This window comes from Ensifer oleiphilus, assembly GCF_013371465.1.
Taxonomy (GTDB): Bacteria; Pseudomonadota; Alphaproteobacteria; order Rhizobiales; family Rhizobiaceae; genus Ensifer; species Ensifer oleiphilus.
The window spans coordinates 276053-291130 of the sequence record NZ_JABWDU010000002.1 but is presented as its reverse complement, the minus strand read 5'-3'; the positions used below and the strand labels follow the sequence as shown (position 1 = coordinate 291130).

Sequence of the window (15078 nt, the reverse complement as noted above, 5' to 3'; positions counted from 1 at the left end):
CTGGCGAGAGGCGTATGCTTCTTCCCCTCATCTTCGCCCATGTGGCGGAGATCCAGCGACCCCACGTCCGCGGAGTCAAAAGACTGTTTTAGCCCAATAACTTGGGTTGCCTGGATTCCTGTGACGAGCACAGGAATGAGGGTGGGGTGGTCGGCGCAGACGCCTTGCTGCAAGCTTCCAGTGACTGGATACATCCTTGCCGAAATGAAAAGGGCGGCCGATGGGCCGCCCTTCGTATTTCCATCTGCCGGTCCGCTCTACTTGAACGACGGCGGCTGGCTGAGGTCGTTTGACGGTGCCGTCTGCGGCTGAGCACCTGGGCTGCCAAACGAAGGCGGCTGGCTGAGGTCGTTCGATGGTGCTGCCTGCGGCTGGGCGCCACCCTGGTCGGCCGGCTTCTGGTCGAGCGGGCTGCCGCCTGGAAGCTGCAGGCCGCCGGGAAGGCCGAGGCCGCCGCCGTTGTCGGGCAGCGTCAGCCCGCCGCCGCCAGCGCCGAAACCGGGCACCTCGATCTTGATCGTGTTCGGATCGATGACTTCACCGCTTCCCTTGTAGTGCATGACCATCTGCGGGAACATGATCGTTAGCGCGACCATGATGATCTGGATGCCGACGAACGGAACTGCGCCCCAATAGATCTGCCCGGTGGTGACCGGCTGCGTCATCTTGCCGGTGACCTTGTCGAGATAAGGCACCTTTGCCGCGACCGAGCGCAGATAGAAAAGCGCGAAGCCGAAGGGCGGATGCATGAAGCTGGTCTGCATGTTGATGCCGAGCAGAACGCCGAACCAGATCAGGTCGATGCCGAGCTTGTCGGCAGCCGGGGCCAAGAGCGGCACGATGATGAAGGCAAGCTCGAAGAAGTCGAGGAAGAACGCCAGGAAGAAGACGAGCAGGTTGACCGCGATCAGGAAGCCCGTTTCGCCGCCCGGCATCGCCGTCAGCAGATGTTCGACCCAGATGTGCCCGTTGACACCGTAGAAGGTCAGCGAGAACACGCGGGCACCGATCAGGATGAACAGCACGAAGGCCGAAAGCCGGGTGGTCGCCGCGAGTGCCGAACGCACGACTTCCATTGTGAGGCGCCCCTTGGCCGCTGCCATGATCAGGGCGCCGACGGCCCCCATGGCGCCGCCTTCGGTCGGCGTGGCGATGCCGAGGAAGATGGTGCCGAGCACGAGGAAGATCAGCGCCAGCGGCGGGATCAGCACGATGATGACCTGCTGGGCAAGCCGTGACATCGCGTTGATCTTGAAACCGCGATCGAGCAGCGCGACGACATAGATGAAGCCGACGCCAACGGTCGCGCCGAGGATGTCGGCGTTTTCGCCGTGGGTCGGGTAGAGATAGATATGCGCCGCATAGGCAAAGGCGCCGGCAACGATGAGGGCAATGATCAGCGACGTGACGCCGGAGCCGAGCGTGCGGGCTGCCAGCGGCAGCGCCGGCATCGAGTCGCGCCGGACGAAGGTCATGATCAGGATGTAGAGCATGTAGAGGCCGGTCAGAACCAGGCCCGGGATGAGGGCGCCGGCATACATGTCGCCGACCGAGCGGCCGAGCTGGTCGGCAAGAACGATCAGGACGAGCGACGGCGGTATGATCTGCGCGAGCGTACCGGAAGCGGCAATGACGCCCGAGGCAACCTTCCGGTCATAGCCGTAGCGCAGCATGATCGGCAGCGAGATCAGGCCCATGGCGATGACGGAGGCGGCAACCACGCCGGTGGTGGCTGCCAGCAGCGCGCCGACGAAGATGACGGCATAGGCCAGCCCGCCGCGGATCGGCCCGAAGAGCTGGCCGATGGTATCGAGCAGGTCTTCCGCCATGCCCGATTTCTCGAGCACGATCCCCATGAAGGTAAAGAAGGGGATGGCGAGCAATGTGTCGTTCGACATCACCCCCCAAAACCGGTCCGGCAAAGCGTTGAGCAATGGCCAGGACAGGTTGATGGAGTCCGACATGGGAGCGAGCTCCACGCCGATGATGAAGAACAACAGGCCGTTGGCGGCGAGCGAGAAGGCGACAGGGTAGCCCAAGAGCAGGAACACGATCAGCGAAACGAACATGATCGGTGCCAGGTTTTCAGCAATGAATTCGATCATGGACGGGCCTCCGGGGCGACGACGTCGTCAAGCGGCGCATGGGTCGGCACGTAGGGTGTCGGGTCGTCCATGTTGCCGGTCATGATCGCGACCTTCTTGATGATTTCCGACACGCCCTGGAAGGCGAGCAGCAGGAAGCCGAAGAGCAGGATGGCCTTGGCTGGCCAGATGATCAGGCCGCCCGCACTGGAGGAGACTTCGCCCGAGATGTAGGACATCTTCACGTAGGGCACGAAGTAGTAGAGCATCAGCAGCACGAACGGCATCAGGAAGAAGACGTGGCCGAACAGGTCGATCCAGTGTTGTACGCGGCGCGAGAACTGGCCGTAGACGACGTCGATGCGGATGTGCTCGTTCTGGCTCAGCGTGTAGGCGGCGGCAAACATGAAGGCGGCACCGAAGAGGTACCACTGCGCCTCGAGCCAGGCGTTCGAAGACATGTTGAAGATTTTCCGGATGACAGCATTGCCGGCGCTGACAAGCACAGCAACCAGAATGAGCCAGGAGACCGATTTGCCGATGAACTCGGTAATCGTGTCTATGAGTCGGCTGAAGCCGAGTAACGCTTTCATCGATTTCCTCCCCGCAGTGGCTGTTTTGGTTTTTGTGCCAAGCACAGGCAGAGTGCCGATTTCAAGCCCGCGTTCAAGTCCGAGGCTCGATTTTCCCTGTTAGTTCCGCCACCCCAGACTAAAGTCGAATAGAGCTTTGAGGCGATTGCCCAATCATTGGGCATGGCAGGCACTACCCAGTATCGCCAGTGGGTTTCACTTGCAGATGTGAAGGCCGGGAAGGACGATACTGCGGGAATCCCCTAGGGGGCGGTATATGTCGATCGGCCAACTGTAACGTTGCAGTCTTGAAAATAGCGATGGTTTGGGGCTGGATGCGGCCGATAAACGGAGGAAGTGCCCGGAATGACTGCCCTGATTCGCAACCCCATCCTGCCCGGCTTCAACCCGGACCCGTCGATCTGCCGCGTTGGCGAGGACTACTACATCGCCACGTCGACGTTCGAGTGGTATCCGGGTGTCCAGATCCATCATTCGCGCGATCTGGTAAACTGGCGGCTGGTGCGCCGGCCACTGGAGCGGGCAAGCCAGCTCGATCTGCGCGGCAACCCTGACAGCTGCGGCGTCTGGGCGCCGTGCCTCTCCTATGACGATGGGCTGTTCTTTCTCGTCTATACCGACGTCAAGCGCTTCGACGGCAACTTCAAGGACGCGCACAACTACATCGTCACGGCGGAGGCGATCGAAGCGGTCTGGTCCGATCCGGTCTACGTGAATTCATCCGGCTTCGACCCGTCGCTGTTTCATGACGACGATGGCCGCAAGTGGTTTCTCAACATGCAGTGGAACCACCGCAGCGAGAGCTTTGGCGGCTCGCCGAAGCATCCGGCCTTCGACGGCATTCTGCTGCAGCAATGGGACGAGCGGAAGCGCAGGCTTACCGGGCCGGTGAAGAACATCTTTGCCGGGTCGCCGCTCGGTCTGGTCGAGGGACCGCATCTCTTCAAGCGCGATGGCTGGTACTATCTGACGACGGCGGAGGGCGGAACCGGATACGATCATGCCGTGACCATGGCGCGGTCGCGCACGATCGAGGGTCCCTACGAGATGCATCCGGACACCTACCTGATCACCTCGAAGGACCACCCCGACGCGGCGCTGCAGCGTGCAGGGCACGGCCAGTATGTCGAGACGCCGGATGGGCAGGCCTATCACACGCATCTCTGCGGCCGGCCGCTGCCGCCCTCGCGCCGCTGCACGCTTGGCCGCGAGACGGCGCTGCAGAAATGCGTCTGGCGCGACGATGGCTGGCTCTATCTTGAAAACGGGGGCCTGGTTCCCGAGATCACGGTCCAAGCCCCGGAGGGCGCTCGGGCCCAGTCGGCGCCGCGTGTGGTCGAGACCGATTTCGACGAGACGGCGTTGCCGTCCGAATTCCAATGGCTGCGAACACCGCTGCCGGAGCGGATCTTTTCACTTGAAAGGCGGGCAGGGCACCTGAGGCTCTTTGGCCGCGAGAGCATAGGCAGCTGGTTCGAGCAGGCCCTCGTCGCCCGTCGGCAGGAGCATCATTCCTTCCGCGCTGAAACCTCCGTCGAATTCGCACCCGGGACCTACCAGCAGGTGGCGGGGCTCACGCACTACTACAACCGCCACAAGTTTCATGCGCTTGGCCTGACCTGGCATGAAACACTCGGGCGGGCGCTGACAATCCTGTCCTGTCCGGGCGACTTCCCGCATGCACGGCTGCAGTTTCCCGTCGGAAGCGGCATCGCTGTTCCGGCGGGACCGATCGGGCTTGCCATGGAGATCCACGACAATGACCTGCAGTTTTTCTGGCGCACCAAGGTTGGGATGGATTGGCAGGCGATCGGTCCGGTTCTCGATGCCGGCGTGGTGTCGGACGAGGGCGGCCGCGGCGAACACGGATCCTTCACCGGTGCCTTTGCCGGCATGTTCGCCTTTGACACGTCTGGCGCGGGATTGGCGGCGGATTTCGATCGGTTCCGTTACGTCAGCCTGTCTGAAGGAGGCGTCCGTTTGTAAGGAAACCCTCATAAGCATGGAATATCATTACGCATTTGTAATGTAGTGTTTCATATTCGGTTCAGGAAGTCGGGCCTATTTTCGGGGCGTAAATAACGAAAGGAATACCCCGATGAAACGTCTCCTGACCGCCCTGGTCGCCAGCTCCTTCCTGATCACGCCGGTCGCCGCCTTTGCGCAGCCGGCAGGTTCCTTCGAAGTCGCGCAGAACCATGACCGCTACCAGCGCCATCAGGTTGATCGCCATATGGACCGCAACGTGGAGCGCCGTGGTGACAGGCACGTGACCATCGAAAAGCGGGTCACCATCGAAAAGAGGCAGCGCTGGTCCCGCGGCCATCGCCTGAGCCCGGCCGAACGCCGCCATATGGCGCAGGTACGCGACTATCGCCGCTACAAGCTGCGCCAGCCGCCGCGCGGTCAGCAGTGGGTGCGCGTCGACAACGATTTCCTGCTGATCAGCCTTGCGACCGGCGTCATCGTTGGCCTGGCAACGGCCCGTTAAACCAAGCGATCGGGGCAGCTTTTCAGGGCTGCCCCCTCGATCCAATCTACGCCGTCGTCCGATACTTCGCGGGGAGGTCTGCGGCGGCGATCCTATCCCGCCCACCGAACAGCAGAAGTTCCACCGGGCCGGCAGGCATGAGACCTTCTCCCGCGTCATCCAGTCCGTCGAAGAACGGATCGAACATCGGCACCGGCCTTCCGGCCGCATTGAGACCCATGCAGGTGAAGCGCGGCCGCCGCTGCTGTCGTCCCGCCGGCTGCATCAGGCTGCCCGTAGCGACCAGCTTGCGAAGGGATCCGGCAGATCCCGCCATCGGTCCGGCTGAAAGCTGGTGTCGTTGACCAGGCAGGCGTCGAGTACGGCGGTCAGCGTGGCCTGGTCCATCGGGTCAGCGCCGATGAAGACGATCTCCTGGCGGCGATCACCCCAAACAGGGTCGATATAGGGACCGACGGCCTTCAGGAAGCCGGGCTCGCGCGGCCATTGTTCCTTGGGAACTGCCGCCCACCACAGGCCCATCTTCGAGGTCCTGACCAGCGCGCCGGCCTGGCTCAGTTCGCCGACATGATACGGCCGCGTTGCCAGCCAGAAGAAGCCCTTTGCACGCACCACGCCCGGCCAGGAGCGGTTGATAAACGCCTGAAAGCGCGTGGGATCGAACGGGCGGCGTGCCTTGTAGACGAAGGAGCGGATGCCGTATTCCTCGGTTTCGGGGATATGATCCTTGAAGCCGTGCAGTTCCTTGTACCAGAGCGGGTGCTGCTCGGCCTTGGCAAGGTCAAAGCGGCCGGTGCCGAGCACGTCGCGCAACTCGACCTGACCGAAATCCACTTCCACCAGTCGCGCATCCGGGTTCAACCCGACGATGATCTTGCGTGCGGCGTCCCGTTGCTCTGACGTTGCCGTGCCGATCTTGTTGAGCACGACGACGTCGGCAAACTCGATCTGCTCGACCAGCAGGTCGACTAGGGTGCGGGTATCGCCTTCGCCCGCTGTCTCGCCGCGATCGGCGAGGAAATCGAGCGAGGCATAGTCCGCAAGCAGATTGGCGGCATCGACCACCGTCACCATCGTGTCGAGACGGGCGACATCGGCAAGGCTCTCGCCGTCCTCGTCACGAAAGTCGAAGGTAGTGGCGACGGGCAGGGGCTCGGAGATGCCGCTCGATTCGATCAACAGGTAGTCGAACCGGTTCTGTTCGGCGAGCTGGCGCACCTCACGCAAGAGATCGTCGCGCAGCGTGCAACAGATGCAGCCATTGGTCATTTCGACCAGTTGTTCTTCGGTGCGCGACAGGTTGGCGCCGCCGTCGCGGATCAGTGCGGCGTCGATGTTGATTTCGCTCATGTCGTTGACGATCACGGCAACACGCAAGCCGTCGCGGTTGGTCAGCACATGGTTGAGCAGCGTCGTCTTGCCGGCGCCGAGAAAGCCGGACAGTACGGTTACAGGAAGTTTTTCCATATTTATCCCTATATGTTATACCGTTACGTACGTAGGGGAAAGAAAAGGGCGGGCGCGTGCGCCCACCCTAGCCGCCTTGGAAGGACGGACGGTTGCCGCCTTGGGAGGACGGATCAGTTTGCCGATGTGAGGCAGGTCTTGAGCGACGTGCCGATGCCTTCCATCAGCTGGAAATAGAGATCGGGACCGGCATCCAGCGTCGCTGCTTCCGGGTCCAGCGTGCCGGATTTGGCCGGCGTGCCTTCGATCACCACATTGATCAGTTTCGGCTCGAACTGCGGCTCGGCAAAGACGCAGGTCGCGCCCAGTTCCTTGATCTTGGCATGGATCTGCGACAGGCGCTCGGCGCCGGGCAGGACCTCCGGGCTGACCGTAATCGAGCCGGCCACCCGGACCTGGTAACGATGCTCGAAATACTGGTAGGCATCGTGGAAGACGATGAAGGGCTTGTCTTTCACCGGTGCGACGGTTTCAACCAGGGACTTGTCGAGCGCGTCGAGGCGAAGGTTGAGCTTTTCTAGGTTGGCCTTGTAGGCGGCCGCATTGTCCGGATCGGCTTCGGCCAACGTCTTTTCGATCTCTGTCGCCATCGCCTTGGCATTCTGCGGGTCGAGCCACAGGTGCATATCGAAGCCGTCGTGATCATGCCCCTCATGTGCGTGATCGTGGTCATGGGCGGCAGCCGTCTCGGGTGCTGCCGCGTGATCGTGTTCAGCCTCGCCCTCGGCGTGCTTGTGGCCTTCTTCGCCGTGGCCCGCTTCGCCTTCATGACCTTCGTGGTCGTGATCATGTGCCTCGAAGGCGCCGCCTTCGCGGAATTTCAGTTTCTCAAGCCCCGGGGCTTCGCTGAGTTCCACCACCTTGGCGCCGCCGCTCAACGCATCGAGCGGCTTGTCGAGGAAGGCTTCGAGCCCCGGGCCGACCCAGAAGACCACCTTGGCTGCCTGCAGTGCTGCGGCGTTCGACGGCTTCATGTTGTAGGTATGGGGCGAGGCGGCGCCTTCGACGATCAGCGCGGGCTCGCCGACGCCCTGCATGATCGAAGCGACGAGCGAGTGGACAGGCTTGATCGAAGCCACCACATTAGGCCCGGCCGCCGCAACGGGAGACGACAGCAGGATTGTGGAGGCAAAGAGCAGGGCGGAAGACGACTTCATCGGTTTCTCCGGGCTTGAATGTCACGCAAGGTCCTGAACCGCTTATCTTTTCGGTCAGGCACAGGCGCAGTTCGGACACTTGAAACAGCAGGCGCACGTCCGGTTGAACGTGTCGATGTTTCAATGTAATGTTATTACATCAATTGCGTTATGCTATAACGTGTGCGATAGCCAGTGGCAACTGCCAACCCGGAATTTTTTGATGCTGAATTTCCGATCCCCAGAAACGACCCCGCTGGTCCGGTTGAACAATGCCGGTGTGCGCCGCAACGGACGCTGGCTGGTGCGTGGCGTCGAGTTTTCGATCAGCCCGGGCGAGATCGTCACCCTGATCGGTCCCAACGGCTCCGGCAAGTCGACCACGGCAAAGACCGCGATCGGTGTGCTGAAGGCCGACGAGGGCTATGTCGAGCGCAAGTCTGGCCTGAAGGTCGGCTATGTCCCGCAGAAGCTTGCCGTCGACTGGACGCTGCCCCTGACGGTCGAACGCCTGATGACCTTGACCGGACCCTTGAAGGGTCGCGAGATCGAGGAGGCACTGTCGTCGACCGGCGTGCTGCATCTGGCCAAAGCCGAGGTGCAGCATCTGTCGGGCGGCGAATTCCAGCGGGCATTGCTGGCACGGGCGATTGCCCGCAAGCCGGACCTGCTGGTGCTCGACGAGCCGGTGCAGGGGGTCGACTTCAGCGGCGAGATCGCGCTTTATGAACTGATCAAGCAGATCCGCAACCGCACCGGCTGCGGCATCCTGCTGATCTCCCACGACCTGCACATCGTCATGGCCGAGACTGATACGGTGGTTTGCCTCAATGGCCATGTCTGCTGCACCGGCACGCCGCAGGCCGTCAGCCAGAGCCCGGAATACCAGAAGCTGTTCGGTCGGCGCGCGGCCAGCACGCTTGCGGTCTACAGCCACAATCACGACCACACCCATCTGCCCGACGGGCGCGTGCTGCATGCGGACGGCTCGATCACCGAGCACTGTTACCCCGGCGACGGTCACCATCACGACGAGGACGACAACGTGCATGACCATGGCGATGATTGCGGCTGCGGCCACCATAGCCGTCTGCATGGCTTCGAATTGAAGGAGAAGCGCGATGCTTGACGATTTCTTCGTCCGGGCGCTGATCGCCGGCATAGGCATTGCCGTCATGGCCGGACCGCTCGGCTGCTTCGTCATCTGGCGACGCATGGCCTATTTCGGCGACACGATGGCGCATTCGGCGCTGCTCGGCGTGGCGCTGTCGCTGCTTCTCGATCTCAACCTGATGGTGGCGGTGTTCATCGTTGCGGCGGCGGTATCGCTGCTGCTGTTGTTTCTGCAGCGGCGCGGGGCACTGTCGACCGACGCGCTGCTTGGCATCCTCTCGCATTCGGCGCTGTCGATCGGCCTCGTCATCGTCGCCTTCATGACTTGGGTGCGCATCGATCTCGTCGGCTTTCTCTTCGGCGACATCCTGGCGGTATCGGAATCCGACATCGACATCATCTGGGGCGGCGGCATCCTGGTGATCTTCGCCATCGTCTATCTCTGGCGGCCGCTGCTGGCGTCGACGGTCAATCCGGAGCTTGCGGAAGCCGAAGGCATGAAGCCGGAGCGGGCAAGACTGTTCTTCATGCTGCTGATGGCGCTGGTCATCGCCATTGCCATGAAGATCGTCGGCATCCTCCTGATCACGTCGCTCTTGATCATCCCGGCGGCAACTGCGCGGCGTTTTTCGACGTCGCCTGAGATCATGGCGGTTCTCGCCTCGGTGATCGGCGCGCTTGCCGTGACCGGCGGACTTTTCGGCTCACTGCACTGGGATACGCCTTCGGGACCGTCTATCGTCGTTGCAGCACTTGCGCTTTTCGTACTGAGTCTGCTGCCGATCGGGCGGCGCCGGTTGGAGACAGCGTCTCATTCCACGCCTGGAGGGCATCATTGATGGCGACCCCGCAACTGACCAAGAACCAGACGATGGTGATGGATGCGCTCAGCCATTCCGAAGGCCCCTTGAGCGCCTACACCATTCTCGACAAGCTGCGCGATCAGGGTTTTCGCGCGCCGCTTCAGGTCTATCGCGCGCTCGACAAGCTGCTCGAATATGGCCTCGTGCATCGGCTTGAAAGCCTCAATGCTTTCGTTGCCTGCACATGCCCGCACGAGCATGAGCATGACCATGGGGTCACGGCGTTCACGATCTGCGAAGGGTGCGGGCAGGTAACCGAGTTCCACGACATCGCCATCGAGCAGCGGTTGTCGGCGCTGACACGGGCCCAGAGCTTCAAGACGGAAAAGACCACCATCGAGATCCGCGGCCACTGCCAGAGCTGCGTCTGACGGCGCGGTCGTCGGTTCAGTCGAGCTTGGTCAGCTGCATCGCGTAGCGTTGCCAGTTCTTGACGTAGTGGCTCGCCGAGCGCTTCAGCCCTTCGACGGCGGCATCGTCCAGCACGCGGATAGCCTTGGCCGGCGCGCCGACGATCAGCGAATTGTCAGGGAATTCCTTGCCTTCGGTCACCAGTGCATTGGCGCCGACCAGGCAATTGCGGCCGATCTTCGCGCCATTCAGCACCGTTGCACCCATGCCGATCAGCGAGTTGTCGCCGATGGTGCAGCCGTGGATGATCGCGCCGTGGCCGATGGTGCAGCCTTCGCCAATGGTCACGGGAAAACCTGGGTCGACATGGATGACGGTGTTTTCCTGGATATTGGTGCCGGCGCCGAGCCGGATCGGCTCGTTATCGCCGCGCAACGTCGCGCCGAACCAGATGCCGACATCCTCGCCGATTTCCACCTGGCCGATGATGTTGGCGTCCGGCGCCACCCAGTAGCTGCCCTGGGCAGGCGTTTGCGGGCGCAACGGTCCAAGGGCATAGAGCGGCATCGTGTGATCCTTGCGGTCAGGAGCATTTCCAGGAAAAGCGCGTAGCGGTTTTCCGTAAGGAAATGGTTCAAAAGTGATGACGGCATATCCAGGAAATTATGTAGCGGTTTTCCGTCAGGATATGCGTCAGGATAAAACGATCGAGCGCTTCCACGGCACCGAACACGACGGTTGCGGAAGCGCTCTGATCCTAGCGAACGGTGACGGCGAGGGCGGCCACGCCATCGACGCCACAGGTTACCGTGTCGCCGGGCACCACAGGACCGACGCCCGAAGGTGTCCCAGTCATGATGATGTCTCCTGGCGCCAGCGTGAACAGCCGCGAAAGCTCCGAGATGACCTCGGGGATCTTCCAGATCATCTGGTCGAGATCGCCCTGCTGGCGAAGCTCGCCGTTGACCTTCAGCCAGATATTGCCGTTGGCGGGGTGGCCGATTGCCTCGACCGGAACGATTTCGGAAACGGGCGCAGAATGCTCGAATGCCTTCGCCGCAGCCCAGGGCTTGCCGGCCTTTTTGGCTTCCGCCTGCAGGTCGCGGCGGGTAAAGTCGATGCCGACGCCGTAGCCGTAGACGCAGTCGAGCGCCTGTTCGACCGGGATGTCGGCACCACCGCTCCTCAAGGCGACAACCAGCTCCACCTCATGATGCACATCGCTTGTTCGCGGGGGATAGGGGAAGGTTTTGTCCGCCACCAGCAGATTGTCCGGGTTCTTCTGGAAGAAGAACGGCGGCTCGCGATCCGGGTCGTGCCCCATCTCTATGGCGTGGGCCGCATAGTTGCGACCGACGCAATAGACCCGGCGCACAGGAAAACCGACGAGGCTGCCTGTGATCGGCAGCAGGACGGGTGGCGAAAGTGGAATGACTGTTTGCATGATTGTCCGGCTGTTTAGAATCCCAGCCGGACGTTAGCACCCTTCCCGGGTGCTGCAAGGGTTTATCTCAGGCGCAGACCGCGTAGGCTTGCAACTGGTCGCGCGTGAGAAACCGGCCGTCGGAGCGAGAGTTCAGCTCCGGATGGCTGTATTCCAAGCTCGGGACTTGAAGTTCCAGGGCCTGGCGCACGGTCATGATGCCGACATCGCGACGGTCACCGCCGCGGGTCACCGTGACTTCAACGATGCGATAGAGATTCTGTTCACTCATGATATCTCTCCCGTTTTCGTTGTCCCTTTGCCGGGACATTATGCTTTTCCCTTGAATGGGACTGAGGCGCTTCGAAATTGGTTTTTGTGAGGCACCTCATGATATACCGGAGAGAAATGAACGCTTCACGACAGAAATCGGGCCATTTCCGGGATATTTGTGTGCGTTTTGAAGATGGTGCGCCAAATCGGCACGCAACCGCAATCACCTCATCCCATGCGCAGGCTTGGTTCCGGGCGCGGTCGCGCCGCCACGTGTCATTTCTCTGAAACGGAGTCAGGCGCCAATCAAATCGCCATCCCGCATGCTCTTCGCATGCCAACGGCAAAGGGGTGAGTGCGGGGCACTCAAGGCAGCCGAAAAATGCCTCTCAATGGGCTTTCAATTCAGCTTCGCGCGCAGCCGAGATAAACAGCGATCGCGCCTCTTCGACAGTCCGACGACCGTCGATGGCGGCGCGGCAGGCGCTGCGGGCGGCGACATAGCTCGGTCCACGGCGCGGCCAATGGTCGGCAAGGCAGGCAAGCGCGTCTGAAGGACCCTTTACGGTACGGACATCGCCCGTCACGAGGTCGAGTTCGATCGGCTGGTTCCAAATGATTTGATACATGCGTCTCCTCCTCGAGATCATCTCAATGAATGTCGGCATCGGGACAGCTTACGGCAGGGCTCCTCCCACGCGGCAAACAGTCAATTGCTCTAATGTAGCGCAGGATAACGCTTTTGTAAGCAGCTTTTCCGGGTGCGTTTCGCGGCCGTGCAACCTCTAGGCCGAGGTCGATGTCTCTGCCAGCCGGGAGGCGAACCAGCGGCCGACGACGAGCAGCAATTGCTCGTTTGTCGTGCCCGCCAGATATTCGTCGATTAGCATGCGGGCATGCCGGCGCGCGCGCGCGCTGTCGCGCGGCCAGCGGTGCTCGGCGCAGATGTCATCGAAGACCCGCTGCAGCGTGTCGATATCAGGCTGCGACAGCGCGATACATTGTGTCGAGCGCAAAGGGTTCACGTCATTCTCCCCCGGCACCCAAGCCGCAGTGCCCGGCGAACTATGCCACAACCCCTGATAATTGAACCCCTCGGGAATAAGGGGTTCGCGAGGTGGATATGCGGGAATTTGCCGCTCGCCCCGTGCCGGGAGACCGCCGAGGAATAAGAGGTCCGTATGCGCGCGTCGATCGGTGCATCGGCCACGCAGGTCACCTGCCGATCAACGATTGCCCCAAAAGGCCACTGCCTGGCCGTCAGGGTTGCGCCGCGCGGCTAGAAGATCGTGCCGGCAACAGATACAGCGATGGTTGCCGCCAGTGCGGCCAGCATAAGAGCGGCACTCACCGTGACCGCTAATGTTCGGCGCCGTCTTGCACCGCTCCAATCGTAGCTCATGTTTTCGCTCCGATGACAATCATGCCATTTTGGGACGATCGGCGATTCTGCTTAACAAATTGTTAGGAAGTCGATTATGGCAGCAACGGCCTGTCCGGCAGATGATCGCGCCTGCGCCGGACGCCACTATCCGTCGGCGATGTGCCGATGCATGGTCACGGCCTTGCCGAAGCGTGTCTTCGCCTTCCCGATGACGACAAAGCCGCAGCCCGCATAAAAGCCTTGGGTTTCGGGCGAGGCAACGACGATCAGCGTTGCGGCACCCCATTGGCGTGCCTTGCAGCAGGCTTCGCGGACGAGGCGCCGGCCTATCCCCATCCGTGCCCATCGGGGTTCGACGAACAGGCCATCGAGTTCGACGGTGCCATCCGCGTGGGTGATGACGACTGCAAAGCCGGCAGGAACCGCATCGATGGTCGCGACCAGCGTTCCGCCCTGGGCGATGTGTTCGATCGGAAGATCGATGGCATCGGGATTGTGAAGAAGAAGCGCACGATAGGCCTCGTGCGTGAGCGAAGCACGCCGCTGAAGTTCGATCAGCGCCAGACGCTCATCCGGTCGGGCAGGGCGGGTTTCATGCTTCGGCAAGGCTGGTCTCCGGCAATTGCTGTCGGACTGTTTGGGCCAACGACGCTGTCGCCGGTTCAGGCTGGTCCGACGCCTGCCACTTTGGTCTGGCGGCCGCCTTCCTCGATCCTGACGAAATCGGGGCCGATCCGGGCGAACTGGTCGCAGCGCTTGCCACCATCTTCGAACGTGATGCAAACCTCGTCGCCGGCGATCGTGTAGGTGCCGCCATCGCGCACCTCGTAGTCGCGATAGCCGTAGCGGCCGTCGGCAAAATAGGTCGAGACGACGCCGTTGATCGTGTAACGCAGCGACTTGCCGACAATGGCGGCCTGAAGATCGGCGCCGGAGAGCGTCGGCACGGATGGGGGCTTCGGCGTTGCGATCTCCTGGTCCTCGAGTGCCATCGACTGGCACGCTGCGAGCTGAAGAGTAAGGAGTGCCGCGATCGCGCGTTTCATGCCGTCTTCCCTTGTTCCTGGCGTCTGTATCGATACAGGGACGCTGCCCTAATCGCCTGTGACACTGCCTGTCAAGCCGATGATAGTTGCGTCCGTCCTTCTGCGCGACCTGGCCAAGTGCGAATTCGCCTCAATGCGGCGTGGCTTCATTACTGCGCGTTTGCGAAGATCTCGCTCAATCTCCACCGGGTGTCGCCTTCGACGCTCTCGATATCGTCGACCTGCCAGTTTCCGCCTTCATCGATCAGGCTGTATCGCAGGGTAACGGGGGTGGAGAAGTTTTCGAAGCGCACGGTTACAATAGCGGTCTGGTCGCTGATTTCTGCCTTGCCTACGCTAAGGTCGGCAATGTCCCAGTCCTGGCCGTTGATGACGGGATCGAAGCCGATGGCACCGACCTCGCCCTGGCTCTTTTGCGCGTCGGTGGCATAAAGCTCGGTCAGCCCGTCGGAGAAAAACGCGTCTCGCTCGGACGTATCGCCATTGCCGAGATAGGGCGCATAGAGCGCCTCAATCAACGCGGTCGGCGTTTTAAAAGGCTGGGCGAGGGAAGTTGAGGTGCTCACGACTGCCAGGGTGAGTGCCGCAACGGCTATGAAACTTCGCATGGAGATGCCCTTCATCGAATCCAGGAACCTTTCCTATCAAGGAATGGCGCTGGGCAATTGCGCCAATTTTGGTGTTGCCGTGGTCGAAAGACGGGGTTGGTGCCGGGGAAGATGCTTGCTGTTCGCCGACGCCGGTTCTCGTTGACGATCGAAGCGTGATGTCAATCCGTGCGGAAGAGCGTTCCAGTTGCGAAAACTTCGGATGCCGGCAGCCGCCAGCTCCGGGTGGCCAGTGTGGCGATCTCG

The 15078-nt window shown here is 61.7% G+C and carries 19 protein-coding genes; 5 read left to right on the top strand and 14 right to left on the bottom strand.

Annotated elements, in window-relative coordinates; translation table 11 throughout:
• Positions 1-257: 257 nt before the first annotated feature.
• Both HT585_RS08115 and HT585_RS08110 read right to left on the bottom strand, forming a co-directional pair.
• Positions 258-2105, bottom strand: a complete 1848-nt coding sequence (locus tag HT585_RS08115) for a TRAP transporter large permease (protein ID WP_176352438.1) — start codon at positions 2103-2105, stop codon at positions 258-260.
• Positions 2102-2677 carry a TRAP transporter small permease subunit gene (locus HT585_RS08110; protein WP_176352437.1) on the bottom strand — a complete coding sequence of 192 codons (576 nt, stop codon included), beginning with the start codon at positions 2675-2677 and terminating at the stop codon, positions 2102-2104. The genes HT585_RS08115 and HT585_RS08110 overlap by 4 nt, the downstream gene beginning before the upstream one ends.
• A gap of 354 nt (positions 2678-3031) precedes the next feature.
• Between HT585_RS08110 and HT585_RS08105 the strand changes: the two genes are divergently transcribed.
• Complete coding sequence (locus HT585_RS08105; RefSeq protein WP_484840037.1) at positions 3032-4663, top strand: glycoside hydrolase family 43 protein; 1632 nt, start codon at positions 3032-3034, stop codon at positions 4661-4663.
• A gap of 112 nt (positions 4664-4775) precedes the next feature.
• Entirely contained in the window at positions 4776-5168 is a 393-nt protein-coding gene (locus tag HT585_RS08100; protein ID WP_176352435.1) for an RcnB family protein, read from the top strand.
• A gap of 46 nt (positions 5169-5214) precedes the next feature.
• On the opposite strand, the gene HT585_RS08095 is transcribed toward HT585_RS08100, so the two are convergent.
• The 3 genes from HT585_RS08095 to znuA all read right to left on the bottom strand — a co-directional run bounded on the left by HT585_RS08095 (position 5215) and on the right by znuA (position 7792).
• Complete coding sequence (locus HT585_RS08095) at positions 5215-5433, bottom strand: hypothetical protein (RefSeq protein ID WP_176352434.1); 219 nt, start codon at positions 5431-5433, stop codon at positions 5215-5217.
• Positions 5433-6635, bottom strand: coding sequence for a zinc metallochaperone GTPase ZigA (gene zigA, locus HT585_RS08090; RefSeq protein ID WP_176352433.1), 1203 nt, complete (start codon positions 6633-6635; stop codon positions 5433-5435). Before zigA ends, HT585_RS08095 begins: the two co-directional genes overlap by 1 nt.
• Positions 6636-6748: 113 nt before the next feature.
• Positions 6749-7792 carry a zinc ABC transporter substrate-binding protein ZnuA gene (gene znuA, locus HT585_RS08085; protein ID WP_176352432.1) on the bottom strand — a complete coding sequence of 348 codons (1044 nt, stop codon included), beginning with the start codon at positions 7790-7792 and terminating at the stop codon, positions 6749-6751.
• 202 nt (positions 7793-7994) lie between these two features.
• Between znuA and HT585_RS08080 the strand changes: the two genes are divergently transcribed.
• Genes HT585_RS08080 through HT585_RS08070 form a run of 3 tightly spaced genes read left to right on the top strand, consistent with a single transcriptional unit; the run spans position 7995 to position 10118 of the window.
• Entirely contained in the window at positions 7995-8900 is a 906-nt protein-coding gene (locus tag HT585_RS08080) for an ATP-binding cassette domain-containing protein (protein WP_176352431.1), read from the top strand.
• Positions 8893-9723, top strand: a complete 831-nt coding sequence (gene znuB / locus HT585_RS08075) for a zinc ABC transporter permease subunit ZnuB (RefSeq protein WP_176352430.1) — start codon at positions 8893-8895, stop codon at positions 9721-9723. Before HT585_RS08080 ends, znuB begins: the two co-directional genes overlap by 8 nt.
• The gene (locus HT585_RS08070) at positions 9723-10118 is read left to right on the top strand and encodes a Fur family transcriptional regulator (protein WP_176352429.1); all 396 of its coding nucleotides are present in this window, start codon (positions 9723-9725) and stop codon (positions 10116-10118) included. Before znuB ends, HT585_RS08070 begins: the two co-directional genes overlap by 1 nt.
• Before the next feature lie 16 nt (positions 10119-10134).
• On the opposite strand, the gene HT585_RS08065 is transcribed toward HT585_RS08070, so the two are convergent.
• From HT585_RS08065 to HT585_RS08030, 9 genes are all read right to left on the bottom strand, one after another.
• Positions 10135-10665 carry a gamma carbonic anhydrase family protein gene (locus tag HT585_RS08065; protein ID WP_176352428.1) on the bottom strand — a complete coding sequence of 177 codons (531 nt, stop codon included), beginning with the start codon at positions 10663-10665 and terminating at the stop codon, positions 10135-10137.
• A gap of 190 nt (positions 10666-10855) precedes the next feature.
• Positions 10856-11542 carry a fumarylacetoacetate hydrolase family protein gene (locus HT585_RS08060; RefSeq protein WP_176352427.1) on the bottom strand — a complete coding sequence of 229 codons (687 nt, stop codon included), beginning with the start codon at positions 11540-11542 and terminating at the stop codon, positions 10856-10858.
• Between the two features lie 67 nt (positions 11543-11609).
• The gene (locus HT585_RS08055) at positions 11610-11813 is read right to left on the bottom strand and encodes a hypothetical protein (RefSeq protein WP_210270354.1); all 204 of its coding nucleotides are present in this window, start codon (positions 11811-11813) and stop codon (positions 11610-11612) included.
• 370 nt (positions 11814-12183) lie between these two features.
• Positions 12184-12423 (bottom strand): DUF982 domain-containing protein, encoded by a 240-nt coding sequence (locus HT585_RS08050; RefSeq protein WP_173420219.1) that lies wholly within the window; start codon positions 12421-12423, stop codon positions 12184-12186.
• A 156-nt stretch (positions 12424-12579) separates the two neighbouring features.
• Positions 12580-12819: a hypothetical protein gene (locus HT585_RS08045; protein WP_176352426.1), complete on the bottom strand. Its 240-nt coding sequence runs from the start codon at positions 12817-12819 to the stop codon at positions 12580-12582.
• A 254-nt stretch (positions 12820-13073) separates the two neighbouring features.
• A complete protein-coding gene (locus tag HT585_RS32060) occupies positions 13074-13196 on the bottom strand; it encodes a hypothetical protein (protein ID WP_281410669.1) in 123 nt (40 codons plus the stop codon).
• A 126-nt stretch (positions 13197-13322) separates the two neighbouring features.
• Complete coding sequence (locus tag HT585_RS08040) at positions 13323-13784, bottom strand: GNAT family N-acetyltransferase (RefSeq protein ID WP_176352425.1); 462 nt, start codon at positions 13782-13784, stop codon at positions 13323-13325.
• Positions 13785-13840: 56 nt separating this feature from the next.
• The gene (locus tag HT585_RS08035; RefSeq protein ID WP_176352424.1) at positions 13841-14224 is read right to left on the bottom strand and encodes a hypothetical protein; all 384 of its coding nucleotides are present in this window, start codon (positions 14222-14224) and stop codon (positions 13841-13843) included.
• A gap of 149 nt (positions 14225-14373) precedes the next feature.
• Entirely contained in the window at positions 14374-14847 is a 474-nt protein-coding gene (locus HT585_RS08030; protein WP_176352423.1) for a DUF3828 domain-containing protein, read from the bottom strand.
• Positions 14848-15078 lie beyond the last annotated feature (231 nt).